The sequence below is a fragment of the Cognataquiflexum rubidum genome, assembly GCF_022538115.1.
GTDB lineage: Bacteria > Bacteroidota > Bacteroidia > Cytophagales > Cyclobacteriaceae > Cognataquiflexum > Cognataquiflexum rubidum.
In genome coordinates this window covers 24,419-48,294 of sequence record NZ_JAKZAL010000024.1, presented here as the reverse complement: position 1 = coordinate 48,294, position 23,876 = coordinate 24,419, and the positions used below count along the sequence as shown (strand labels likewise).

The 23,876-nt window shown below is 40.7% G+C and carries 22 protein-coding genes; 13 read left to right on the top strand and 9 right to left on the bottom strand.

Annotation, left to right across the window (positions count from 1 at the left end; genetic code table 11):
- Window positions 1–23: 23 nt before the first annotated feature.
- Both MMU05_RS19760 and MMU05_RS19755 read right to left on the bottom strand, forming a co-directional pair.
- Entirely contained in the window at window positions 24–2,543 is a 2,520-nt protein-coding gene (locus MMU05_RS19760; RefSeq protein WP_241143393.1) for an ABC transporter permease, read from the bottom strand.
- Window positions 2,536–3,213: an ABC transporter ATP-binding protein gene (locus MMU05_RS19755; RefSeq protein WP_241143392.1), complete on the bottom strand. Its 678-nt coding sequence runs from the start codon at window positions 3,211–3,213 to the stop codon at window positions 2,536–2,538. Before MMU05_RS19755 ends, MMU05_RS19760 begins: the two co-directional genes overlap by 8 nt.
- A 139-nt stretch (window positions 3,214–3,352) precedes the next feature.
- On the opposite strand from MMU05_RS19755, the gene MMU05_RS19750 reads away from it, so the two are divergent.
- The 4 genes from MMU05_RS19750 (at window position 3,353) to MMU05_RS19735 (ending at window position 5,926) form a co-directional block, all read left to right on the top strand.
- The gene (locus tag MMU05_RS19750) at window positions 3,353–3,580 is read left to right on the top strand and encodes a DUF433 domain-containing protein (protein ID WP_241143391.1); all 228 of its coding nucleotides are present in this window, start codon (window positions 3,353–3,355) and stop codon (window positions 3,578–3,580) included.
- A 53-nt stretch (window positions 3,581–3,633) separates the two neighbouring features.
- A complete protein-coding gene (locus MMU05_RS19745) occupies window positions 3,634–3,942 on the top strand; it encodes a DUF5615 family PIN-like protein (RefSeq protein ID WP_241143390.1) in 309 nt (102 codons plus the stop codon).
- An 11-nt stretch (window positions 3,943–3,953) separates the two neighbouring features.
- Complete coding sequence (locus MMU05_RS19740; RefSeq protein WP_241143389.1) at window positions 3,954–4,622, top strand: arylesterase; 669 nt, start codon at window positions 3,954–3,956, stop codon at window positions 4,620–4,622.
- A 332-nt stretch (window positions 4,623–4,954) separates the two neighbouring features.
- Window positions 4,955–5,926, top strand: a complete 972-nt coding sequence (locus MMU05_RS19735; RefSeq protein ID WP_241143388.1) for a c-type cytochrome — start codon at window positions 4,955–4,957, stop codon at window positions 5,924–5,926.
- Between the two features lie 39 nt (window positions 5,927–5,965).
- On the opposite strand, the gene MMU05_RS19730 is transcribed toward MMU05_RS19735, so the two are convergent.
- Entirely contained in the window at window positions 5,966–6,322 is a 357-nt protein-coding gene (locus tag MMU05_RS19730) for a YraN family protein (protein WP_241143387.1), read from the bottom strand.
- 82 nt (window positions 6,323–6,404) lie between these two features.
- On the opposite strand from MMU05_RS19730, the gene lipB reads away from it, so the two are divergent.
- From lipB to MMU05_RS19690, 8 genes are all read left to right on the top strand, one after another.
- Window positions 6,405–7,121, top strand: a complete 717-nt coding sequence (gene lipB, locus MMU05_RS19725) for a lipoyl(octanoyl) transferase LipB (protein ID WP_241143386.1) — start codon at window positions 6,405–6,407, stop codon at window positions 7,119–7,121.
- 135 nt (window positions 7,122–7,256) lie between these two features.
- Window positions 7,257–7,658, top strand: a complete 402-nt coding sequence (locus tag MMU05_RS19720; protein WP_241143385.1) for a hypothetical protein — start codon at window positions 7,257–7,259, stop codon at window positions 7,656–7,658.
- Between the two features lie 151 nt (window positions 7,659–7,809).
- A complete protein-coding gene (locus MMU05_RS19715) occupies window positions 7,810–8,544 on the top strand; it encodes a 3'-5' exonuclease (RefSeq protein ID WP_241143384.1) in 735 nt (244 codons plus the stop codon).
- Between the two features lie 361 nt (window positions 8,545–8,905).
- The gene (locus MMU05_RS19710) at window positions 8,906–9,151 is read left to right on the top strand and encodes a hypothetical protein (protein WP_241143383.1); all 246 of its coding nucleotides are present in this window, start codon (window positions 8,906–8,908) and stop codon (window positions 9,149–9,151) included.
- Window positions 9,148–9,549 (top strand): type II toxin-antitoxin system VapC family toxin, encoded by a 402-nt coding sequence (locus MMU05_RS19705; RefSeq protein WP_241143382.1) that lies wholly within the window; start codon window positions 9,148–9,150, stop codon window positions 9,547–9,549. Before MMU05_RS19710 ends, MMU05_RS19705 begins: the two co-directional genes overlap by 4 nt.
- A gap of 6 nt (window positions 9,550–9,555) precedes the next feature.
- Window positions 9,556–11,745 carry a ribonuclease R gene (gene rnr / locus MMU05_RS19700; protein WP_241143381.1) on the top strand — a complete coding sequence of 730 codons (2,190 nt, stop codon included), beginning with the start codon at window positions 9,556–9,558 and terminating at the stop codon, window positions 11,743–11,745.
- Entirely contained in the window at window positions 11,720–12,706 is a 987-nt protein-coding gene (locus MMU05_RS19695; RefSeq protein ID WP_241143380.1) for a polyprenyl synthetase family protein, read from the top strand. The genes rnr and MMU05_RS19695 overlap by 26 nt, the downstream gene beginning before the upstream one ends.
- 14 nt (window positions 12,707–12,720) lie before the next feature.
- Window positions 12,721–13,350, top strand: a complete 630-nt coding sequence (locus tag MMU05_RS19690; RefSeq protein ID WP_241143379.1) for a rhomboid family intramembrane serine protease — start codon at window positions 12,721–12,723, stop codon at window positions 13,348–13,350.
- Window positions 13,351–13,385: 35 nt separating this feature from the next.
- Here the strand turns inward: MMU05_RS19690 and MMU05_RS19685 are convergent, their stop codons facing one another.
- From MMU05_RS19685 to MMU05_RS19660, 6 genes are all read right to left on the bottom strand, one after another.
- Window positions 13,386–13,697 carry an HPF/RaiA family ribosome-associated protein gene (locus MMU05_RS19685; protein ID WP_241143378.1) on the bottom strand — a complete coding sequence of 104 codons (312 nt, stop codon included), beginning with the start codon at window positions 13,695–13,697 and terminating at the stop codon, window positions 13,386–13,388.
- A 265-nt stretch (window positions 13,698–13,962) separates the two neighbouring features.
- On the bottom strand, window positions 13,963–16,548 hold the full coding sequence (locus MMU05_RS19680; RefSeq protein ID WP_241143377.1) for a zinc-dependent metalloprotease: 2,586 nt from the start codon (window positions 16,546–16,548) through the stop codon (window positions 13,963–13,965).
- Between the two features lie 510 nt (window positions 16,549–17,058).
- Window positions 17,059–18,153 carry a serine hydrolase domain-containing protein gene (locus MMU05_RS19675; RefSeq protein WP_241143376.1) on the bottom strand — a complete coding sequence of 365 codons (1,095 nt, stop codon included), beginning with the start codon at window positions 18,151–18,153 and terminating at the stop codon, window positions 17,059–17,061.
- Between the two features lie 267 nt (window positions 18,154–18,420).
- Window positions 18,421–19,629, bottom strand: a complete 1,209-nt coding sequence (locus MMU05_RS19670) for a BspA family leucine-rich repeat surface protein (protein ID WP_241143375.1) — start codon at window positions 19,627–19,629, stop codon at window positions 18,421–18,423.
- Window positions 19,630–20,279: 650 nt separating this feature from the next.
- On the bottom strand, window positions 20,280–21,014 hold the full coding sequence (locus MMU05_RS19665; RefSeq protein WP_241143374.1) for a LytR/AlgR family response regulator transcription factor: 735 nt from the start codon (window positions 21,012–21,014) through the stop codon (window positions 20,280–20,282).
- Entirely contained in the window at window positions 21,007–22,173 is a 1,167-nt protein-coding gene (locus MMU05_RS19660) for a sensor histidine kinase (RefSeq protein WP_241143373.1), read from the bottom strand. The genes MMU05_RS19665 and MMU05_RS19660 overlap by 8 nt, the downstream gene beginning before the upstream one ends.
- 588 nt (window positions 22,174–22,761) lie before the next feature.
- Between MMU05_RS19660 and MMU05_RS19655 the strand changes: the two genes are divergently transcribed.
- A complete protein-coding gene (locus MMU05_RS19655; RefSeq protein ID WP_241143372.1) occupies window positions 22,762–23,832 on the top strand; it encodes a BspA family leucine-rich repeat surface protein in 1,071 nt (356 codons plus the stop codon).
- Window positions 23,833–23,876 lie beyond the last annotated feature (44 nt).

Genomic DNA, 23,876 nt, shown 5'->3' with positions numbered 1-23,876 from the left:
ATGATTGCGGATAACTACCTAGTCTACCCCCTCAAAATCTCCATAGGAGGCATCTTCACGATTTTGCGACCATTGAGCCAGCCTAGCAAAATTGTCAATGCCGTAATGGCTACATAGACTATCAACGCTTCTTTGTATGCACCTCTAAATGGCAACTCAAACACAAACTCACTAAGCAACCATGTTGCCAAAAAGGAAAGCAAAATCCCGCTCAGTGAAGCCAAAGAACCCAAAAAGAAATATTCCAAGGTATTGATCTTGCTGACCAAACCACTGTCAGCACCAAGTGTCCGTAGCAAAATACTTTCCCGCATCCTTTGGTACTTGCTGATGATCAATGAGCTGATCAAAACCAAAATCCCGGTAATAATGCTGAAAAAGGCCATAAATTGAATTACAAAGCTGATCTTGCCGAGGATTTCTTCCAATGTTTCTACTATGGCCCCCAGGTTGATCACGGAGATATTTGGAAACTCCCTCACAATTTCCGACTGCACGTCTGCTGCCTGTCGGTCATTTTTGGTTTTGGTAATCAGCACATGAAACTTCGGCGCATTGTTCAGGACATTTTCAGGAAATAAGACAAGAAAATTAGTCGAGACCTGATTGAACTTCACATCCCGAAAACTTCCTACATAAGTCGTAATGGGTCTTCCCTGCACATTGAAGATAATTTCATCGCCCAATTTGATCCCTGTTCGCGTGGCGTATCCCTGATCGAAAGAGACAAATACAGAATCACCGGGATTGGTTACTTTCCTTAGCTCTCCGTTCAACAGTCTTTCAGAACTGATCAAAGTGTCTCTGTAGGTTACCCGAAATTCCCTGTTGTATAATCCCCGAGAACGTTTTTCCTCTTCAGGCAAAGTGTCATTTCCTTTTTTGGTAAGGCCGTTGATTGACTCCAGTCCCATGGTTACAATAGGCACTTGCTGCATGATGGGAAGGTCTTTGCTTCTGATCTTATCAGCTACAGCTTCTACCTGATGCGTTTGGATGTCAAAAAGCAGCATGTTTGGTTGGTCCTTTTTGTCTGCAAACTTCGCTTCATCCAACAATTGGTTTTGGACAAAAAACAAGGTACTGATCATGGCCGTACCCAATCCGATTGTCGCAATCAGAGAAACAGTTTGGTTGTTTGGTCGATACAGATTAGCCAAAGATTGTCTGAAAGGATACTGCAGTGAAATCGGCAGAAACTTCCGGATCAGCCACATAATCCCTATCGCAACAGTCCAAAGAATCAGGAAGGCAAAAACCACAAATCCGGTAAAACCGAGTGCTTGCTTCCATCCATTGAGCAGGTAAAAGCTGAACCCGAAGACAAACAAAAGAATGCCAAACACAACCGCCCAACGCAAGGGATCCTTGTTGATCTTGGTTTCTCCTTCCTCAGGCCGCAAAGTAGCCATCGGAGATACCTTTCTGATTTTCAACAAAGGCAACAAAGCAAATAAAATAGATACCAACAATCCGGTGATTACACCAAAGCCTATACTTTTCCAAGAAAGTGCAATGGTGACATCCACCGGAAGGAAATCCGCAAAAACTGTCGGTAAAATAAACTGCAAAATGCTCCCTAAAAGTGATCCAAACAACGCGCCTGCCAAACCCATAATCACGATCTGAACCAGATAAATTTTCATCGCAGTCCAAGCGGATACGCCAAGACATCTAAGCACAGCTACTGAAGCCAATTTCTCTTTTACAAAAACATTGACTGCACTCGCCACTCCCACACATCCGAGAAGTAAAGCGATAAAGGCAACCAAACTCAGAAAATTCGATAAGTTTTCGAAAGAACGTCCAGTCTGCCTTTTCCGGTCTTCAATGGTGTCTGCATCGACTTTTTCTTCCTCCCATTGCTCCTCGTATTTCTTCACCAAGTCATCAGGATTGGTCAAGTCATCCAATTGATAATACCTGACATATTCAAGCCTGCTGCCGTATTGGATCAGTCCGGTGGCCTCCACATATTCCATCGGAATATACACCGCAGGAGCGACAGTGGCTGTAATCCCGGTTTGTCCCGGAACTTTCTGCAATTCTCCTTCTATATAAAAAGAAAGATTACCCACTTTGATGCTGTCCCCAATTACGGCATTGAATTGTGCCATGAGGAGTTTTTCTACCAAAGCCCTTTTGCCGCCCTTTCTAAAGGAAGCTTCCGCTTCGGCAGGGATGGTTTCCAATTTTCCATAAAAAGGAAAATTTCCTTCAAGTGCCCTAACCTGCGTCAGTCGGCTTGCACCTGTGGAAGGGAATGCGACCATACTGGCAAAATTGATTTCTTCTGCGGTAGCAATTGCCAAAGAATCGGTAGGCTGTGGCCCAAGAGGTTTGTTATTTTCCAAGACCAAATCAGCCCCGACAAGCTCTTTGGATTGTTGGTCGATCCCCTTTTTGAGGTTTTCGCCAAAGGAACTGATGCCCACCAAGGCCGCAATTCCTACGACCATGGAAGAAACAAAAAGGAGGAGCCTTGAGAAATTTTTTCTAAAATCCCGGAAGGCCATTTTCAATACCCAAGAAAAATCAGACATGGCTGCCCTCCTGGATTTTACCACCTTTGATGTTGATGATGCGGTTTGTTCTTTTCGCTAATTCCGGATCGTGGGTGACCAATATGAGTGTGGTGCCTTGCTCTTTATTCATATCAAAAATAAGGTCTTCGATCATCTCACCGGTTTCGGTATCCAAGTTTCCGGTAGGTTCATCAGCAAAAAGTATTTTCGGTTCATTCGCAAAAGCCCTTGCGATGGAAACACGCTGTTGCTCTCCCCCCGAAAGCTGGGAAGGGTAATGTGTAATCCTGTCTCCCAATCCCACTTTGGTCAATAGCTCCGTAGCTTTTGCTTTTGCATCCTTTCTTTTCTTTAATTCAAGAGGTACCATCACATTTTCCAAGGCGGTAAGGGTAGGAAGCAATTGGAAATTCTGAAAAATGAATCCGATATTTTTGCTCCTGACTTCGGCCCTTTGGTCTTCGGAAAGCTTTTCAAATGCATTTCCTGCCAAAACCACAGATCCCGTACTTGCGGAATCCAATCCGGCACAGAGTCCGAGCAGAGTGGTTTTTCCACTTCCCGAAGGGCCTACGATGGAGATGCTTTCTCCTGCTTGGATATCAAAATTTACCTGGTCTAAAACAGTTAGTTTTCTTGTGCCGCTTTGGTAGGTTTTGGACACATCCTTTACACTCAATATGCTCATAAAAATCTTTGTGGATTGGTTTTGACAATAACACAATCAAACGGCCAAATGGTTTGATTCGTTGGGTTTAAATATAAAAGGAAAGGATGGGGTTTGAACAAAATAGCTGAAAAATTGTAGATTTGGGAAAAGCGAGATCATGAAATATCAAAATCGAATAACGATCGATCCTGAAATATGTCATGGAAAACCATGTATAAGAGGAATGAGGTGGCCTGTTGAGGTTTTATTAGACTTATCAGCATCCGGAATGGGTATGGATGAAATCCTTGAAGACCATCCTGAATTGGAAAAGGAAGATTTCTTAGCTGTATTTGAATTTGCAAAATTGGCAATCTCAGGTAAATCAATAAGAGAAATGGCATGAAATTTTTGTGCGACGTCCACATTTCATTCAAATTTGTTAGATTTTTGAATTCAATGGGTCTTGAAGCCATCCATGTAAATAATGTTTTAGATGGGTATCACACAAAAGATGCCACCATAGCTAAATTTGCTGATGAACATGGCATAATAGTTATTTCAAAAGATATTGATTTCAAGAATGATCTTTTGCTTAATGGTTCACCAAAAAAGTTAATAAAAGTAAGCCTGGGAAATATCCCAAATAAGGAATTCCAGGATATATTCCTTAACGAAATGAATAAAATAAAATCGATAGCTCAATCTGAATCATTTATATTAGAGGTGAATCCTTCAGGGTGGACTTATATCATTTTAAAAAGTTAACATGAATTCCAATGAAGCACTCATTCCTAACAATTCTATTCTTAATTTTCATACTTTTTCCATCATGTTCCACAAAAAACGAAAAAACATCTGAATCTGAATCAACCTCAAAAACTGAAACAGTTCAATCAAAAAAACTAATCCTGTTTTTCGGGAACAGCCTCACAGCTGGATATGGAATTGAAGCCGAGGACGCATTCCCGGGATTGACCGCCGCTAGGATAGATAGTCTTGGTTTGAACTACAGAGTCATCAATGCCGGATTGAGTGGAGAAACGACAGCTAGCGGATTGAGCCGCTTGGATTGGTTTTTGGAGGAAGAACCGGCAATTTTTATTTTAGAATTAGGCGGAAATGATGGTTTACGCGGAATTACTCCATCGGAGACCAAGAAAAATCTGAAAGGAATCATCCAATTGGTGCGGGGAAAATATCCTGAAACAATTATAGTTTTGGCCGGAATGCAGATTCCCCCCAACATGGGACAGGAATACACCAAAGAATTTTCAGAATTATTTCCCCAAACAGCTGCTGAAGAAAATGTCGAATTGATTCCATTTTTATTGGAAGGTGTGGCAGGGAACCCTGACCTCAACCTACCCGACGGAATCCATCCTACCGAAGAAGGTCATTTGATAGTTTTTGAAACCATTTGGGTCACGCTCAAAAATCTTCTTTGAAACCTCCATTTGTCAACTTTTTTTACAGAATTTTTTCTGGGTGATTTTAAATAGTATGTGCGCAATGATGCCAATGAAGGCGTTCATTCAAAGTATTTCAATGATGGTGACCGACATGTCCGGTACATCCCTGCCCGACGACAGGCGGGGGTCTTCCGACTTCGGTCTTCCATCCCGACTGAAGTAGATTATTGGGCTACTCGCCAATAAGCTTAAATCCATTTTGAAAAATAGACGTCAATCTTTTCTTTCGTTTTTATTAATAATTCAATATAAATCATTAAATTTTGGGTGCATTTGTGAATTTTTATTTCAACCCAAACCACTACTTAATGAAAAAGCTTTTGAAAATTGTTGCGTACTTGGTGACAGCCTTGGTAATTGTAATTATTGGCGCCGTGGCCTATGTATCTTTTGCCTTGCCCAATGTGGGACCCGCGGATCCGGAGTTTAAAGTGGAGATCACGCCTGAGAAAATTGAACATGGCAAATACTTGGCAAACCATGTGATGGTGTGTATCGACTGCCATTCCAAAAGAGATTTTAGCCTCTTTTCAGCACCCCCAATTCCGGGAACAGAAGCGACAGGAGGAGAAAGATTCGATGCTACGATGGGATTTCCGGGAGTATTCATTTCTCCGAATATCACTCCATTTGGAATCGGAGAATGGACAGACGGTGAATTATTCAGGCTTATCACCACAGGAGTAAGGCGAGATGGAACTCCCATCTTCCCAATCATGCCTTACTACAGTTATGGGAAAATGGACGTGGAAGATATTGAGGCTGTAATCGCATACATCAGAAGCCTAGAACCAGTGGAAACAAGCCATCCCGAATCCAAACCTGATTTTCCGTTCAACCTCATCATGAGAACGATGCCGGCTGAAGCTTCATTAACCAAAAGACCTGATCCAAACAATCAGGTAGCTTATGGCGGATACTTAGTCACAGCAAGCGCATGTGCGGATTGTCATACCAAATTCGAGGATGGTGCCTACGTCGGAGAACCACTTGCAGGGGGCCGAGAATTTGCCTTTCCCGATGGCATACTTTCTACTCCCAATTTAACCCCACATGCGACAGGATTGGGGAACTGGACAGAGGAGATGTTTGTACAGCGGTTCAAAATGTATGGAGAAAACCATACAGCTGAAAAACTCAAACCGGGTGATTTCCAGAGCATCATGCCTTGGGTAATGTATGCGGGGATGAAGGAGGAGGACCTAAAAGCCATTTTTGCTTACCTTCAATCTCTACCACCTACAGAAAATCCCATAGAAAAATTCAAACCGAAAAGTTGAAAACAGGAGCCTGATAGATAAATCAGGCTCTTTTTTTGACTAATAAAATGCGTCTTCGAACTGCTTGAAATTTACATTCCCTTTTTGGTCTCTATATACTCCGACGATGTCAAACCGGATATCCTTGTGCCAATCTCTTTCATAAACAAAGTTATCAGCGGCTTTTATCAGAAGCTTTCTTTTGGTGCTATCTACAAATTCCTCTGCATAGCCAAAACCGGTTCCGCTTCGGAATTTGACTTCCACAAAAACCATAATTCCTTTATGCTTAAAAATAAGGTCAATTTCAGCATGTCCGCTCCGGTAGTTGGCCTCCACAAATTCGTAGCCTCGCCCCATCAACCAAACTTTGGCCAAGTTCTCAGCCTCCTTTCCTTTGTCATTATGTTCCGCCATGGGGATATTTATTTATTTTTGGGTTATCAAAGAGAACCATCATTTTATGGTTGCTGTTCTCATTTGGATTTAAAGAAAAACTGTGAATCAAGTTATCAATAAAAAAGTTAAGTTCATCGATCTCGGCATCAAGGATTACAAAGAAACTTGGGATTTCCAGGAGGAGCTTTTTGCAAAGACCGTTTCACTTAAAATCCAAAACCGTCAAACCGGCCCGGAATCGCAAATTTCCACTGACAACTACTTGATTTTTGTCGAGCATCCACATGTCTACACTTTGGGAAAAAGCGGTGAATTATCCCATCTCTTGCTGGATGAAAAGGGCCTGAAAGATAAGGATGCTACTTTTTACAAAATCAACAGGGGAGGTGACATCACTTATCATGGTCCCGGACAGTTGGTGGGATACCCCATTATTGATCTCGATAATTTCTTTACCGACATCCACAAATACCTGAGACTTCTCGAAGAAGCCATTATTTTGACTTTGTCAGAATATGGGATCGAGGCAGGCAGAATCGAGGGATTGACAGGGGTTTGGCTGGACTATTTGGAGCAAAAAAATCCCAGAAAAATCTGTGCGCTTGGCGTAAAATCCAGCCGATGGGTAACCATGCATGGCTTCGCTTTTAACATCAATGCTGACATTGGCTATTTCAAAAACATTGTGCCTTGTGGCATAGCGGACAAAGCAGTCACTTCGATGCATTTAGAACTTGGACACCCCCTAGGCGAAACTGAAGTAAAGGAAAAAGTCAAAAATCATCTTATAAAACTATTTGGGATGGAGTTGATTTGAAAAAATGGAAATACAGTAGAAATATGATTGAAATACAATAGAAATAAGGTTGAAATAAAGTTGATATAGCTACTGTAAATAACGGTTGACTCTATATTCTCAAATCTCACGTCTCACATCTCACGTCTAATTTAAATGAAAAAAGACATCGACTTTCACCCTGTCACGGGAGTCAAGCTTGCCATTGCCAAAGAAGAAACCAACGGCAATACCGAATGGTCGGTTTACATCATCAATCTCAACCTGATTGAATTGAATACTGTGATGATTACCTCAAAAGGGTATGGCCAAATCGGTGGAGAAGAAAAGAAAACCTCGGTTTTGAGACACATGATCCAAGAACTTGGTTCAGAATCCATCGCCAAAATCGAACCGATTGACCCTGCCCTTTTTGCATTGACCAATGAATATTGGGTCAGTTATTATATCCTAGATCAGATTTTTGACAAAAAATTCATTTTCGCAGAAGGGAGTATGGACCCTTCCAATCTGAGCTTTATCCCTGAATTGGGATTGAAAGGTGTGCTCCATTCATAATGGCAGAATTGAATTTATATGATTTTTTGATTTTTAGTTGAATATTAACTAATATCCCAATATCTTAATGAGTAATTGAATCAATTCCAGAAATGGGATTGTCCAATGAATATTTGGAAGATAAAAAGGAAACAATCTAAAAATCATTTATATGGGAAATTTTTTGAGTGAATTAGGGGATGTCCTTTTTTTGGATATCGAGACTGCCTCTTTGGAATCCGATTTTAAGGAATTGCCTCCGCGGCTACAGGATGAGTGGCTTAAAAAAGAAAAGCATATCATTCCTAAAGAGGAAGATGTGGAACCCGGAAGTTTATTTTTCCAAAAAGCAGGAATTTATGCTGAATTTGGTAAAGTCATCTGCGTGGGAGTCGGATACTTCCATTATCTGGAGGAAGAAAATAAATTGGAATTCCGGACCAAAAGCTATGGGGAAGAATTGGAATACGACACCCTGACTGCCTTTTGTGAATTACTCCAAAAGAAAAAATGGATCCTTTGTGCCCACAATGGAAAGGAATTTGACTTCCCTTACCTCAGCAGAAGGATCTTGATAAATAGGATTCCTCTTCCTGAACCATTGCAGATCGCAGGCAAAAAACCTTGGGAAGTCCGTCACCTTGATACTTTGGAACTGTGGAAATTCGGGGATTATAAGCATTACACCAGGCTCGAATTGCTTGCTGCCATTTTTGACATCCCTACTTCCAAGGAGTCCATCGACGGTTCTCAGGTCAATGAAGCCTATTATATCCAAAAAGACTTGGAATCGATAAGGAAATATTGCCTGCGTGATGTTGTGGTGACAGCTCAGATATATTTGGCATTCCAAGGACTGCCGCCTGATATCGAAATGGAAGTGATTAACAGGGACAATGAAGGATGATCCAAATCAGTAACTGCATAAGGCAAATAAGCCCATTATGACTCTTTTCGAATATATAAAAACTAATAAACCACATGTCAATTCAAAATTCAAAGTATGTAATTTCAAAATTCATGTCGTGTTATTTCAAAGTTTATGTCATGTTATTTCAAAATTGAACCTGTATAATGTCGGGCTCAACAAGTTTGAAAAAATCTCACAAATCCAAAACCTGAAAAAATTCTTGGTATATGGCGGCAAGGAGTCGCAAATACGCAGCAGCGGTAAGTTGCTTTCTTGGAAGGATTTTGGTTAATAAAACCAAATTGGAACCAATTCTGCTTTAAGTTTTTTATTAACTTTAGAAAAAGTAAGTGAGACAATGGAATCTACCACAGTAAAAAGCCTGAAAGAAACGGTTTTGGAAAGGATTGAAAGTCTTTCTTTGGAGGAATTGAATGTTGTGGTTACTTTTTTGAATGAATTGGAAAAAGAAAACTCTGGTAAGGAAGAAATACTTGCATATAAAGGGTTTCTTAAAAATATGGATGATGATTTCAAAACAGAATTAACAACAGGTCTGCCTGAAAAGCGATTGAAGGGATCTAAATCACACAATACCATTTGAGAAAATCCATTTTAGATACGGATACACTTATTAATTTTTTTGACGATGATGAAAATACATCTCGAAATTTAAGTAATTACTTATCCTCTCATCCGAAATTGACCATTTCTGAATTGACTGTATTTGAGTTTTTTCAGGGACTTGAATACAAACAAGCTCAAAAACAAATGGAAAAATTTGAAACTTTCATCAGCAAATGTGAAGTCCTAAACATTTCTCATAATTCCGTAAGGCTATCAGCAAAAATATATGCTGACCTTAGGAGAAAAGGGATAACTATTGGCGAAATTGACTTACTGATAGCCGGGATTGCAATCCATTCCGACCTACAACTAATCACAAACAACACGGCCCATTTCGCACAGATTCAGGGCTTATCATTACACAATTGGAAATAAACTTTCATGGGAAGAAAATCAAATAATCAGGGCCAAAAGGGCAAAAAAAGCGGAAAGGTGATAGATGCCGCCCAACTGGCCAAAAAAGTACTCAATTTTTTGGATAACAATTACGGCAAAGAATTCAATGCCAAACAGATTATCAAGAAACTTGAAATCCGCGACTCCATCGCCAAAGGCGGTGTAGAACCGATGTTACATAAACTTGCCGCAGCAGGCAACATATCCAAATCACCAAGAAATTATTTTGCTTCGGTCAAAGAACCTGAGTTCATCGAAGGGGAAGTGGATTTTGTCAATCCGCGCTTTGCATTCATCAAACCTGATGCAAAACATGGATTGGAGGAAGATGTCCTCATAAAAGAAGCCGATCTAAAACATGCCTTGGATGGTGACCGTGTCAGAATCATGGTATACCCAGTCAAAGGAAGTACCGGAAGGCTCGAAGGAAAAGTATTGGAAATCGTCAGCCGAAGCAGGGATGAGTTTGTCGGTAGGGTAGAAATATCCCCGAGATTCGCCTTTGTCGTGCCTGATTTCAAAAAGATGCACTATGACATTTTTGTCCACAGGGGTGACCTTGGTGGAGCCGAACACAACCAAAAAGTAGTTGTCAAACTCTCCGACTGGCGCGAGGACGACAAAAATCCGACAGGGAAAGTCACCCGTGTTCTTGGAAAAGCCGGAGAACATGAAGTTGAGATCCATTCCATCATGGCTGAGTTTGGTTTGCCCTTCGAATACCCCAAAGAAGTCGAAGATGAAGCAAACCTAATCCCCGAGGAAATTTCACCTGAAGAAATCAAAAACCGCCGCGATATGCGGGGCATTCCCACATTTACCATTGATCCGGCTGATGCCAAGGATTTTGATGATGCGATATCCTACAGGGTATTGGAAAACGGAAACCTTGAAATCGGTGTCCATATCGCCGACGTGACCCACTATGTCAAGCCAAAAACCAAATTGGAGAAAGAAGCTTACGAAAGGGCTACTTCAGTTTATTTGGTAGACAGAACCATCCCGATGTTACCTGAAAGACTCAGCAACGGGCTTTGTTCGCTTAGACCCAACGAGGACAAACTGACATTCTCCTGTGTTTTTGAAATGGATGAAAATGCCGATGTTCTGAATACTTGGATAGGTCGGACAGTAACGCATTCCGACAGGCGATTTGCCTATGAAGAAGGTCAGGAAAACATCGACAAGCAGGAAGGTGATTTCTACAAGGAACTCACACTCTTGAATGATCTTGCCAAAAAGCTCCGAAAAAGAAGATTTGATAAAGGAGCAGTCAATTTTGAGACGGTGGAAGTCAAATTCAAATTGGATGAAAAAGGAAAGCCACTCGGTCTCTTTGTCAAAGAGAGAAAGGACATTCACAAATTGATTGAGGAATTTATGCTATTAGCCAATAGGACTGTTGCAGAATTTGTCTTCAACAAAAACAAAGGAAAGGATACATTTGTATATAGGATTCACGACCACCCGGATGTGGAGCGATTGGAGACTTTTGCCAATTTTGCCAAGAAATTTGGCCATGAAATGAAAATCGGGGAAGGAACTAGAATCTCTATGGCTTTGAATAAACTCATGGAAGAGATTCTCGGTAAGCCGGAACAGAATGTCTTAGAACAGCTTGCAATCCGAAGCATGGCCAAAGCCAAATATACGACAGAAGCAAAAGGTCACTTTGGTTTGGCATTCCAACATTATACCCACTTCACCTCCCCTATTCGAAGGTATCCGGATATGATGGTGCACAGATTACTGCAGCATTATCTTGATGGTGGCAAGTCACCTGAGGCAGAAACCTGGGAAGACAAATGTCTCCATTCTTCAGAAAGGGAAAAAAGGGCTGCTGATTCAGAGAGAGCTTCCATCAAATACAAACAAGTGGAATTCATGTCCCTTGCTGAGGAAAAGGATTATGATGGTATCGTTACCGGAGTGACAGAATGGGGAGTTTTTGTGGAAATCACCGAAACCAAGTGTGAAGGAATGATCAGGGTTCAGGACATGAAGGACGATTATTACCAATTTGACGAAAAAAATATGCGTCTCATTGGGACAAGAAATAAAAAAATGATCACTTTGGGTGAAAAAGTAATGGTACGTGTAGTAGCCACGGACATTGATAGAAGAACTATAGACCTGGAATTTGCAGATAATGAACCAAGAAATAAGCGTAGATAAAATCTTACAGGATTTAGAAAAACATATCCAAAGGCATTCTTACGGACAATCACCCCAAGAACTTTACGAGCCGATTTCATACATCATGAGCCTGGGCGGAAAAAGAATCCGCCCTTTGCTTACCCTGATGGCTTATTCGCTGTATAAATCTGACTACCAAAACATCATGAATCCCGCATCGGCTGTGGAGGTTTTCCACAACTTCACCCTGATGCATGACGACATCATGGATGATGCCCCGCTACGCAGGGGAAAAGCAACTGTCCATGAAAAATGGAATGCCAATACAGCGATTCTTTCCGGGGATGTGATGCTGGTCAAGGCTTATGACATGCTCCTGGACATTGAACCCGGTAAATTCTGGGAATCCATCCGCCTGTTCAATCAAACAGCTGCCGAAGTTTGCGAAGGCCAACAGCATGACATGAATTTTGAATCCCAAAATACTGTCTCTGAAGAAGCTTACATCGACATGATTAGGCAAAAAACAGCTGTTTTGCTCGGATTTGCACTTCAGTTTGGGGCAATCCTGGCAGAGGCTAGCGTCGAAGATGCACAAAAACTCTATGATTTTGGAGTCAATATCGGTATCGGTTTTCAACTCAAAGATGATTTGCTCGACGTCTATGCCGACAAAGACAAATTCGGCAAGCAGGTCGGTGGCGATATCATTTCCAATAAAAAGACTTTCCTCCTCATCAAAGCCAAAGAATTGGCTGAGGGAGATTCCAAAATCAAATTGGAGTCCTGGCTTGAGGCTAAGACTTTTAACAAAGAAGAAAAAGTGGCTGCAGTCACGGCAATTTATGATTCATTGGAGATCAAAAGCCTGACCGAAGCCAAAATGAAAGCATACTTCGACAAAGGCTTTGAGCAATTTGCTTCTCTTGAAGTTCCCAACAAGGACATCTATACATCCCTTCTTCAACTTACCCAAGACCTGGTGCACCGGGAAAAATAATCTAACATTACTTCATGGAATTATCTGCAACGGTTCTCATCATTGCGCTGACAGTCTTGACTTCATACTTAGCTTGGCAAAAGCCCAACCTGATGGAAAGGTGGATGTTTACGCCCTACCAAATCCAAAAAAAGAACCAATGGGATCGGTTTATCCTCTCTGGATTTATCCATAAGGATGGGACCCATTTGCTCTTTAACATGTTTACTTTCTATTTTTTTGGGAGGGTGGTGGAAAGCTTCCTCATGATTAAGTTCGGACAGGCAGCGGGGATTGGCATGTACCTACTGTTCTACGTCGGCGCAATTGTAATTGCAGACATTCCGACGTATTTCAAACATCAATCACATTCTTTCTACCGCGCTCTTGGAGCATCCGGCGGGGTAGCCGCTACGGTGTTTGGCAGCATTATCTTGATGCCTCTGTCTGACATTTGTCTTTTTGGTTTGCTTTGTCTTCCGGGTTTTGCGCTGGGAGTCTTGTTTTTGATTTACAGCCTTGTCCAATCCAAAAAAGGCGGCGATGGTATCAACCATGATGCCCACCTGTATGGCGCATTATTCGGAATTGCTTTTATCCTGATCGTGTCCCCACAAAGCGCTTTGAATTTTGTAGATCAAATAAAAAGCTTCAGGCTTTTTTAACCTGAAGCTTTTAAATAAATTTTCTGAAAGGATTCCTATTTATCTTTTTGAAGCATACGGATATTTTTGTCAGTGACACTCCTTAGCATCGTATTCCATCTCTCCTTTCCTTTTTCCTCAGAATAAACATCCGGGCCGGGAACACCGACCCTCATACCTATAATCCTTTCTGCTGTTTTTCCTTTTCCTGAAATATTAAAATAGATATCCACAGCATTGATATTGTCGGTGAACCTGGAGATTTTGTCAATTGATTTTCTGATTTGGGCCTGCAAACCTTCCGGCAAATCTACCTGCGGTGCCTGCACATCAATTTTGATTCCGTTATAATTTTCTGTGTAATTCATGGTACAGTATTTTGAGTTTTTAAACGTGATTCTTTTACCTTTTACAGTAATTAAAGCTAGTCTAAATTTCTATTTCAACCGAATTTTAGACCACAAAAAACATGAAAATTTTAACCAAATTACATTACCAAACCTTCCAAAAAATCAGATAATCATCCAATATCCAAGGACACAAAAACATTCCTTTCTGGTGCCAATAGTTGCCGGAATAAAAAAACCTCAGACCTGACCGGCCTGAGGCTATAGAAACAATGTTTTGCTTTTTTTACTTCACATCTTCCAAGGTATTGTTGATGACCAACTTCAAGTGGTCTTTGTGGGCCTTAGAGGAAATATTCCCTGAGGAATTGCTCACTTTGGTTTTGATATAATTCAGGTTATACAAAGCCGCAGACTTGGCAAAATTATTATACCTGTTGCTTTGCGGTCCTGTTACCATTCCTTTTAAAGTATTGACATATTCAATCTGAAGGTTCTGTCTGAAAGTATTGACATTGCCATTGATGTCCGCATCGAATATTGCCTTGGTCAAGTCATTCATATAGGTGGCCATGTTGTATTCATTGCCGTACAATTCTGAATCGACCATTCTCTGCAAAGTATTGGGGTGGGTCATATGGGCCAAGACACTTCTTTGGGAATTCAAGACCTGCTGGTGGATTTTTGGATCTTCCGGTCCACCAAAGAAGTTGAATCCTCTTCTTTGTCTCGCAAGGTAATTGATCAGGTCTTCAGGGATCTGGTAGGCATTTGGGGCCAACATGTGTTTGCTGATCGCATCCAAAGCCCTTTTTTGATCCTTGACGCTAACGGGAGTGAAAGGCTGCGTAGCTCCGTCCTGGCCTGCCATGGCACGGTCCACATATACTCCACCGATATACCTTGACATTACACCTCCCGCAGTGGTATAGGTCCCCATCAATACACCATATGCTTGAGTCAATTCTTCGTAGGACTGGCCATCGGTTGAATATTTCTCTTTGATCCCTTCCATGAGTTTTTTGGAAGTTTCCATCATGTGGATGGAATAGCCAATCTGATCATTGGAAAGGTCACCGATCATCACCCTTGGATCAATGGCTTTACCCGGAGATCTCATATCATCCGCATCATTGCCAAAAATCAGTTCAGGCCTGGTGGAAAGTGCCAAAATCGCGTCTAATTCGGCTTGGGATTTGACAGGAGTGTAACCAGCCTGGATTGCCCACACATCGTAAGGGCCGACTGTGGTAGAGAAATAATGCCCTTGGGTGCTCTTATCGGGAGAAAGATTGATCGCCAAATAATCCATTACAGATCCTGAAAGGGCTTTTCCTTCGATGAAATTTTTATCAGCCAATTCTTTTGGGGAAAATAGCTGGGAGGCTTTCATGTTGTGGTTCAAACCTAGCGTATGTCCAACCTCATGCATCAGCAATTCAGCCATTGCTTCTTTTTTCATACCTTCCATTTCCATGTCAGAAGCTCCATGTGCTCTCAGGAAAGCCTGACCAAACATCATATTGTTTTGTAGATGTGCTCCTACAAAACAGAAATGAGGTTGTTTGCTATGGTTAACTCCATTTTCTAAGGCTGCTTCTTCGCCAAAAAGTTTGTCATACATCACCCTGTTGGTATGGTATACAAACTCCAACATAATGTCTGCTCCTAAAATCTGTCCTGTTCGGGGATTGACAAAGCTTGGACCATAACCACCGAAGGGAGGATTTGGTGAACTTGTCCATCTCAATACATTGTATCGGATATCTCCTGCATCCCAATCTGCATCATCCGGCTGGATTTTGACCTGAACGGCATTTTTGAATCCAGCCTTTTCGAAGGCTTTATTCCATTCCAATACCGCATCCATGATTGTTCCTCTCCATTCCATAGGAGTTGAATTTTCTATCCAAAAAACAATAGGCTCAACAGGTTCGGAAATAGCCGCACTTGGATCTTTCTTTCTCAAATCCCATCTGTGGATCAAATCTCTGAAAGGAGTGGCGCTGGCAGAGGTCATGTCCGTCACTTCGGTAGTGAAAAAGCCCACCCTCGGATCGTCGAATCTCGGCTCATAGCCATTGTCCGGCAGTTCAATCAAGCTATGAAAAACCTTGATGCTCACATTCCTTCCGTCAGTTACGGCAGAAGATCCTCCATTGAGAACTGAGGGATTGTTGTACACATATTCTACCGCGAGGTCTGTGTTTTTCTCATAACTTCTGATGGCAAGTACTTTTGTTTTTTCACTGTCAAGATTGCCTAACCTAAATGCCATTGGCGATTCACCGGGGAAAGGTGGGTTTTTGATCTGCGAAAAAGTTTCTTTCAAAAAGAGGTTATCTGCTTTGATGAGAATTGTTCCTTTTTCAGCGTCTTCAGCTTCAATTTTGGCACTTGCCATGATACCTGGACTGATGTTGGCATCTGCGGATCGGCTTAGGGGATTTGTAGGATCGAAATAATGGGAGACGTTTTGTTTGACAAATTCCACCCTATTGAAATAGCGGACAATCTTAAAGATGTTATTTTCACCATAAGCTCCTCTAAAGGTTCCGGCATCAGTGACGCCATCTCCGATCTGGGCAAAATAAATAAACTCTTTGCCCAACTGATCTTTGCTGACTTCCATTTTCAGTTCTCCACTGACAGTATCCTGATAAAATGTGAAGAGGCCTTCAAACTTATGGTTGCCTTTGGTCAGGTCAGCGATGGTTTTTTTATCAGGTTTTTTTTCCGGAGCGGGAGCTGCGGCTACAGGCGCATCGGATTTCTTTTTCTTTTTTTGTGCCAAAGCCTCATTCATGGGCATGGCCACAGCCACCATCACAATCGCCATGGTGAGGAGTAAATTTTTTTTCAGTTTAAACATAGAGTTCTCAATAATTAGGTGGCAGAAATATTTTTTTTGGGACTGGAAAATAATGGGCGGTAATGTACAAAATCTTTGGTAGTCCTTAAAATCCTAAAAATTTACAGGGAAAAGTTAAGAATAATTAACAAAAAAAGTTCCTGATTTGATGCTGTTAGTCGTACTGACACAAATCAAAATGGCCTATTTTAGCCACCCTCCGTTCCTGTTTTATTGGAATATTTTATATTCCTACTATTTCAGTTGATTTGTATTTTCAAAAAATTATTTCGGTATAACTTTCCTATAGCCGTTTTTTTGTTCCCTATCCCATTTGGTACTTCTGCTTGACAAAATGAATAGTAGTAAAGAAAAAATGTAGAAGGAAATCAATTGTTGACTGCATTCTCTCCTCCCAACTTAGTCACCTTTTAAATTTGGCATTTAGGGATTTTACTTTTATCTATCTAAAGGGAATGCCGATTCTGGAAATATGGTAGGATTTTGTTAAGAAATTCCTTTCTAATTAAATTAAAATAGGTCATGGTCCGGCCAACTTCTTTTGGATTTTATTTCATCGTTGATTGCCCTCCTAAAGGCTTCAATAGCGGTGTTGAACTCATTGCTGTTACCGTTGGCCACGACAGAAAAGCTGAAATTGTCATTTACTCTCTCCAAAACAGCTGAGGTTCCTGACATTGCACCATTGTGTATCCAATTGAAAAACCCAAAATACATCTGGAACAAATAGTATTCTTTCAGAAAATCCTGTTTGTAGGGAAGTCTGTCTATTCTAGCCATAAATCTGAGTAAATCTGTTGCAGAGGCTACCCATCCACCTCCTGCATCCATCCGCTTAACGTCGATTTGGTATGGGGAAAAACCTGAATGAGAATTGTAATACCGCACCTCATTTTCAAATTCTTCGGAAAAGGTTTTGCTGCCGATATACATGCCTGTAATTCCGGAAGGCTCCAAGATATTGTTCCGTATATAAGCTTCGTAGCTTTCTCTGCTCACTGCTTCTATAACTCTCCCTAAAATGCAATATCCAAAGTTTGAATAGAGAAAAGTTGACCCTGGTTGAAAATCAAGGGGTCTTGTATCAAGGGTATAACCAATCAGCTGGTGCTGTGGGTAGTTAAGCAGTGAGAACATTGGATCATTTCCGTCATTAGTCCAGCCACCTGCCTTGTGCTCTAGCAAGTGTCTGACGGTGATCGATTTTATGGCTTCTGAATACGGATTGGTGCCAAATGTAGTTCCCAAAATTGCCCCTTCCCCAAAAACCTTGTCGTCCAAAGCCAATAGTCCATCTTGAGCAAGCTTGTAAATTCCTATTGCCGTAATTGGCTTGGAAACACTGGCAATTCGGAAAACGTTTTGGTTCGATACCGGCAATTTGGACTCATTATCGGCAAAACCATATGATCCTTGGTAAACCAATCTTTCATCTTTCATTATTGCAATTTGAGCTCCCGGAATGTCATATCTCTTGATGATTTCGTCGATTTTTGCATCCAGTGATATAAATTGATTTCCTTGCGTAGGATCTGGTTCTGGTTCGCATCCAAATAGGAAACTGATGCAGACAACCGAAATAATGAAACCAAATGATTTTTTCATAATAATTTATGCTTGGATTCTTGAAGTTAAAAAGAGTTTTCGATATCCCCCAAGGGACAGGTCATTGGAATTCGAATTCAATTACCAGAAGAAAAAAAATGTCAATCTTCGACGTTTTCTTCCTTCATTCGGGAATGTCTTCCCCTAAAACCTAGCTTTCGTTCATGGCTGTTTGAGGAAATCCCTTGACGCAGCACGAAACAAAATCCAGGTTTTATTGAATGTCGCTCTCGCTTTTTGTTACCTATTAAGATTTACTGCCGTTTTCTAATCCGGACAGCTACCCCATACCGGTTTTGGCAATACCCAAAGCCAAGTATTATTGGAAAAGCCTGTCGGCGCAACAGGTATTTTTACAACACACCAATTTGATAAATCCTGATTGAATTTGGGGTGGTTTGAAAACATGTAATCCATATTGGTGACTTTGCTAACGTCCCATTCTCCTATCGGTTGATTGAATTCCCCTATCACTTGAATGATTGTTTCACCATCAGGAAACGATTGCGATAATTCTCTTGCTTCAAACATGCCCTTCATATTGGTAACGTTGCTTACATCCCATTTCCCAATCGGTTGGTTAAAACTCGAACCAGTAAACATATAAGACATATTGGCAACATTGCTTACATCCCAAGCATCAATCGGTTGGTTAAACCCCGAACTAGAAAACATATAAGACATGTTTGTGACATTGCTTACATCCCAATTCCGAATAGGTTGGTTAAAATTTCTTTCATTAAACAACTGACTCATATCGGTTACTAAAGAGGTGCATACTTTGGTCAGATCGGCTTTATCATTAACTTTCTGCCTTAATAGCTCATTGTTAACAGCTTCGAATTCAACGCCATTTAAGATTCCTTTTTGCCCTGAAATCACATTTTCACATTTGCATGTGACTCCGTTTTCCCCGAAAAAGAACCTTGCCTCTCCTTGGGGTTTGGAAACAAAAACAGCCCTTATGAGGAAATTGCGTCCGTCAATGCTTATTGTTTTAGGGTTGTCATTTGAAATTAAGTTTCTTGCCGCGTTAATATCCTCGATAATCCAACTTTCAAATACCCATCCTTCCTTTGGGACAGGCGTGAGTTCTACCATCGTGCCATGGGGCAACTTCCTCCCTGAAGGATTTTCAATTATCCTATCGAAGACCTTGCCCTCTCCTACGATGGTGTATTCGAGGAGAAAATCCTTCTTGACAAATACAGCTTCAATGCTTTTGTCGGAATCCATCGTAATCACGAGCGGATTGGCCGTGCCGCTTGCAGCACCAGCCCATCTAAGGAATACCCAGTTCTCATTGGCTAATGCCGTAAGGGTGACGGATTGCCCCTGCTCAATCGGTCCGGGGGGCACTGAAGAATCAATTTGCCCACTTTCAATTGGAAACACCGACATCGATAGGTATTTTTCCTCTGAGCAGGAAAATAAGGTAGTAAACAAAACGATTTGAAATAATCTAAGTGTTTTCATAATGATAAAAGTTTATGGTTGAAAAACCGTAAAATACTACAGGCTATTAAATTGGCTAGGATTGGACTTAATCGTACTTAATGCCTGTTTTCGAATCCGTTCTCCTCCCTACTTACTGCGTCAAGGTGCAACATTTTATAAAATCACCCCAACTCGAAGGCAGGTAATCTTGGCTACAAAACGTAGTTATAAATTTACCCATACATCAGATCGATAGGGAGGAAAAATTGATATTTAGATAGTAGTCTGATGATTCTCATCCGCGACTTGGTTATTTCGTCGTATTAAAATCTATGTTTGTCGCAGTAACATTTCAGCCAATGATAGAGAGTTATTTCTCAGTAGGTGATTACATGATTTTTCTGTACTCGTCGGACTATCTTTCCAAGCATAAAATGCGGTTGACCGACCAGGTACTGATTGCTGTGAGCGTTTATTCTCAGCCTTTTCTTATTTCGGAATTACTAAAAAGTGGCGGTAGTAATTTTTTTGACCAAATGTCAAATCCAATCTATAACTCGTCGGAAAGCTGAAACTTTTGATGACAAAAGGATAGCAGAGGTTTAGCAAGTCTAAAAATATGCCTTTGTCGGAAGGTTACACTCAACATTCGATCCAGTTTTAGGGGAGTATTCTATATTGATCCTGTTTCAGTTGCTTTGAAGTTTCAAAAAATTATTTCGGTATAACTTCCCGATAGGCAGTTCTTTGTTTCCTATCTCCACAGTCTCAGAAGTAAAGGACTTTAATTTACTGATCGAGATGATAAAAGAACGGTGGATACGTACAAACTGGTTTTCAGACAACAATGCCTCTATTGATGCAATCGTTTGACGGGTAATGATAAATCCATTTTCAGTGAAAACTTTTACATAATCCCTGTCGCTTTCAATATAAATGATTTCATCGAGCAGAACTTTCTTCATTTTGCGATCCGCCCGCAGATAAATAAATGAAATAGCAGGATTGATTTTTTCTCCATTTGTTATTCCATGTGTTTCAATTTCATGTTGTTTTTGGGGTAGAGCCTTGTTCACAGCTTTTAAAAAGCGGTCAAATCGGATTGGTTTTAAAAGGAAATCCGTAACATCCAATTCAAAACCTTCATAAGCAAAGTCTTTGTGTGCGGTTGTGAAAATGATCTTTGGAGCATTATGAAGGCTTTTTACAAATTCTATCCCACTAAGTTGTGGCATCTTAATATCTAAAAAAATCAGATCCACTGATTGTTCTTTTAAAAACATGGTTGCTTCAATGGCATTTCCAAATTCGCCTATGAGCTTCAATCCCGGTATCATATCAATGTATCGCCTGACCACATCTCTTGCCATGGGCTCGTCATCCACAATGATGCAATTGGTCGGCATATGACTTTCATTAGGCATAAACAGGGTTTTGTGGTTCGTTCATTTCTTCAATCTGCTTCTTTTTTGTAATTCTAATGAGTTCAACCCGCAGGTCAACAACAAAGACTTCTTCTTCCTCTCTTATCTGCAAATCATATCTGTCTTTATACAAAAGGTCAAGACGCTTACGCACATTATTGATTCCGATGCCAGAACGCTTTTGTTCTTTTCCTTTCATCGGCACTTTTCCGTTCATTAGTTTCATCACAAGTGTTGTGTCTTTCAATTCAATGGTCAGGTTGATCCAGGGATTTTCCAACACGTTACTTGTACCGTGCTTAAAACAGTTTTCGACAAATGGTAGTAACAGCAATGGAGCGATATACAAATCCTTTGGTGTATCAGGGATCAAAACATTTACCTCCAGTTTATTGCCGTAACGTATTTTTTCAAGATTGACATACTCTATGATTAATTGTAATTCCTGCTTTAACCTCACCATCGGTTTTTGACCTTCGTATAAAATGTACCTGAGAATATCTGAAAGGCCCATAATCATTTTAGAACCCTTTGGGGATTCTATCTGAGTTTGAGAGTAAATATTATTGAGCGTATTAAATAAAAAGTGGGGATGCACCTGCGCTGTCAGCAGCCTCAACTGTGATTCTGCATTTTCCTTTTGCAATTGAAGATTCCTATGTTCTTTGTGATACCAGTGTTTACCGAATTTTAGCATCAGCGCACTGCATGCAATGGTAAATGCACCTTTGTTTGTCGCAATCACTGCCATAAAGAAGGACACACCTTCGCTACGTGGGGCTAGGGGTAAATACTCAGTAGGCAAAAGGTAAGCCAGAAGTGGAGGAAATACCTGACCCATCAGATATAGGTTAAAAATGCCTCCTGCAAACCAAAAAGCGATGATAACGAAGAGACCCTGCAAGTATTTCTTTCTCAAGATAAATTTAGGCAAAACAAAATAAAGCATCCCGTAGGTCAATGGAACTTGCGCCAATACAACAAAGAAACTTTCGGTAAATGTATAGACTGGGTTTCTAAAGTAAGCCATTTCGGGATATCCAAATGGAGATGCGGCATGGGTCAAAGTGATATATGGGTACCAAATCCCCCAAAACAACAGGTGTTGCTTGATGCGGTCATTTCGTTTTTCGGAAAAAATAAATTCCTGGATATTCATAAAAATGATATTAGGTTGATACCGTGACACTTACTGTAGATATAAAAATACTAAGTTTTTGTAATTGATCGATCTTTTTTCTGAGTGAATTTCAGGATAAACCTACATGGTATGGTTTCAATATCCTCTCAAGAATTGCATCTATGATTGTCCATTGTCCGATCATCTCATTCCAATTGTTGATGATCAGGGAAAAAGGTCTCGAATCCGGGCACTATACCACCGAAATCAGTGGCACAACATTGCCTACAGTTGTAGCGAAATTAATACCGAAATATCCAATAAAAAACTTATAAAAAATACTTTTAAATCGTTCGTTGAAAAGTAACTGCGACAAATAAAATCTATCATGCGACAAAATAATTTAGTCGCAGATAAGAATCATCAGCCTCCTCTCTAAAAACTGCAACTGCCTCTTTATCGAACCTTAGCTTAGTTAAATTTACTCTTACATTTCGCCTCCCAAGAAATCTGCCTTTAAGCGGTGGTCATTTTATTCAAAGCTATCTGGGGCACCTGTCCGGAAAAGATAATTAGAAATGATTGTCTGGAGTCAAATTGAAGTTTTCAAACCTTAAATTTTTATCAATGATGAGAAGCGCCAAATTAATTCCAATCCTCTTGTTCACAGTATTCTCCTCCTGTGAGGAAGAGACTCCTGTCAAGACATATACAATAACTAAAACAGCAACTCCGGCAGAAGGCGGTGAAGTTTATTTATCTCCGGGATGGCTTGATGCCTTCACTGAAGGTCAAAGGGTTGCGGTAATTCCGGTAGCCAGTGAAGGATGGGTGTTCCAGCAATGGCAAGGAGATGCAGCTGGTACCTCCAATCCTTACTTTTTTGAGATGAATTCTAACAAAAACATCATAGGGGTATTTGTGAAAAAAGTTTATACCCTGGATTTAGAAATCATAGGAGAAGGAACTGTTACGGAGACAATTGTTGAAAACCCTTCCGGAAGAGAGTATTTTCCTGGGACCATCGTAGAACTAACCCCTGTTCCAAAGGAAGGTTGGGTTTTTGAAAATTGGGGAGCAGGAGGGGGATTCACAGGAAATGAAATACCGAAAAGGATCACTGTAAACGAACCGATAGAGTTGACGGCAAGATTTGTTCCTAAGCCACAAGGAGAGCCGAAATTTTACCTTGCTGAAAATGGAATCACCTGTAAGTGCGAAAATGTCATTGCAGGAAATAAGGGAGTTATTAACGGTGTGGAATACGAAGCTGTAAATCTCGAATACCTAAGGGTTAGAATCAGAGAGAAAGTTGACCTGACCAAATTATGTACTTCTTTGGTCACGGATATGAGCTATTTGTTTATGGGAGTAAGTATTGATCAGGCGATACAGAATTGGGATGTCAGCAATGTTACCAACATGGAGGGGATGTTTGCTGCCTATCAGGACGATGGGGGCGGGGATGGCCCAGTGGGCGGGGATGGCCCAGCAGAAAATGTCATTTTTTTCAACCAATCCATTGGGGATTGGGATGTTAGTAATGTGACCAATATGGACTTTATGTTCAAGGATAATTTTGAGTTTAACCAGGACTTGTCAAAATGGTGTGTTTCAAAAATCCCAACTATTCCAAAGGACTTTGCTTCAACTCAATGGTATTTGCCAAAACCTGCCTGGGGGACATGTCCGGATTAAATAATTAAACATGATTGTCTGGAGTCACAGTTAATTGAAAGTTT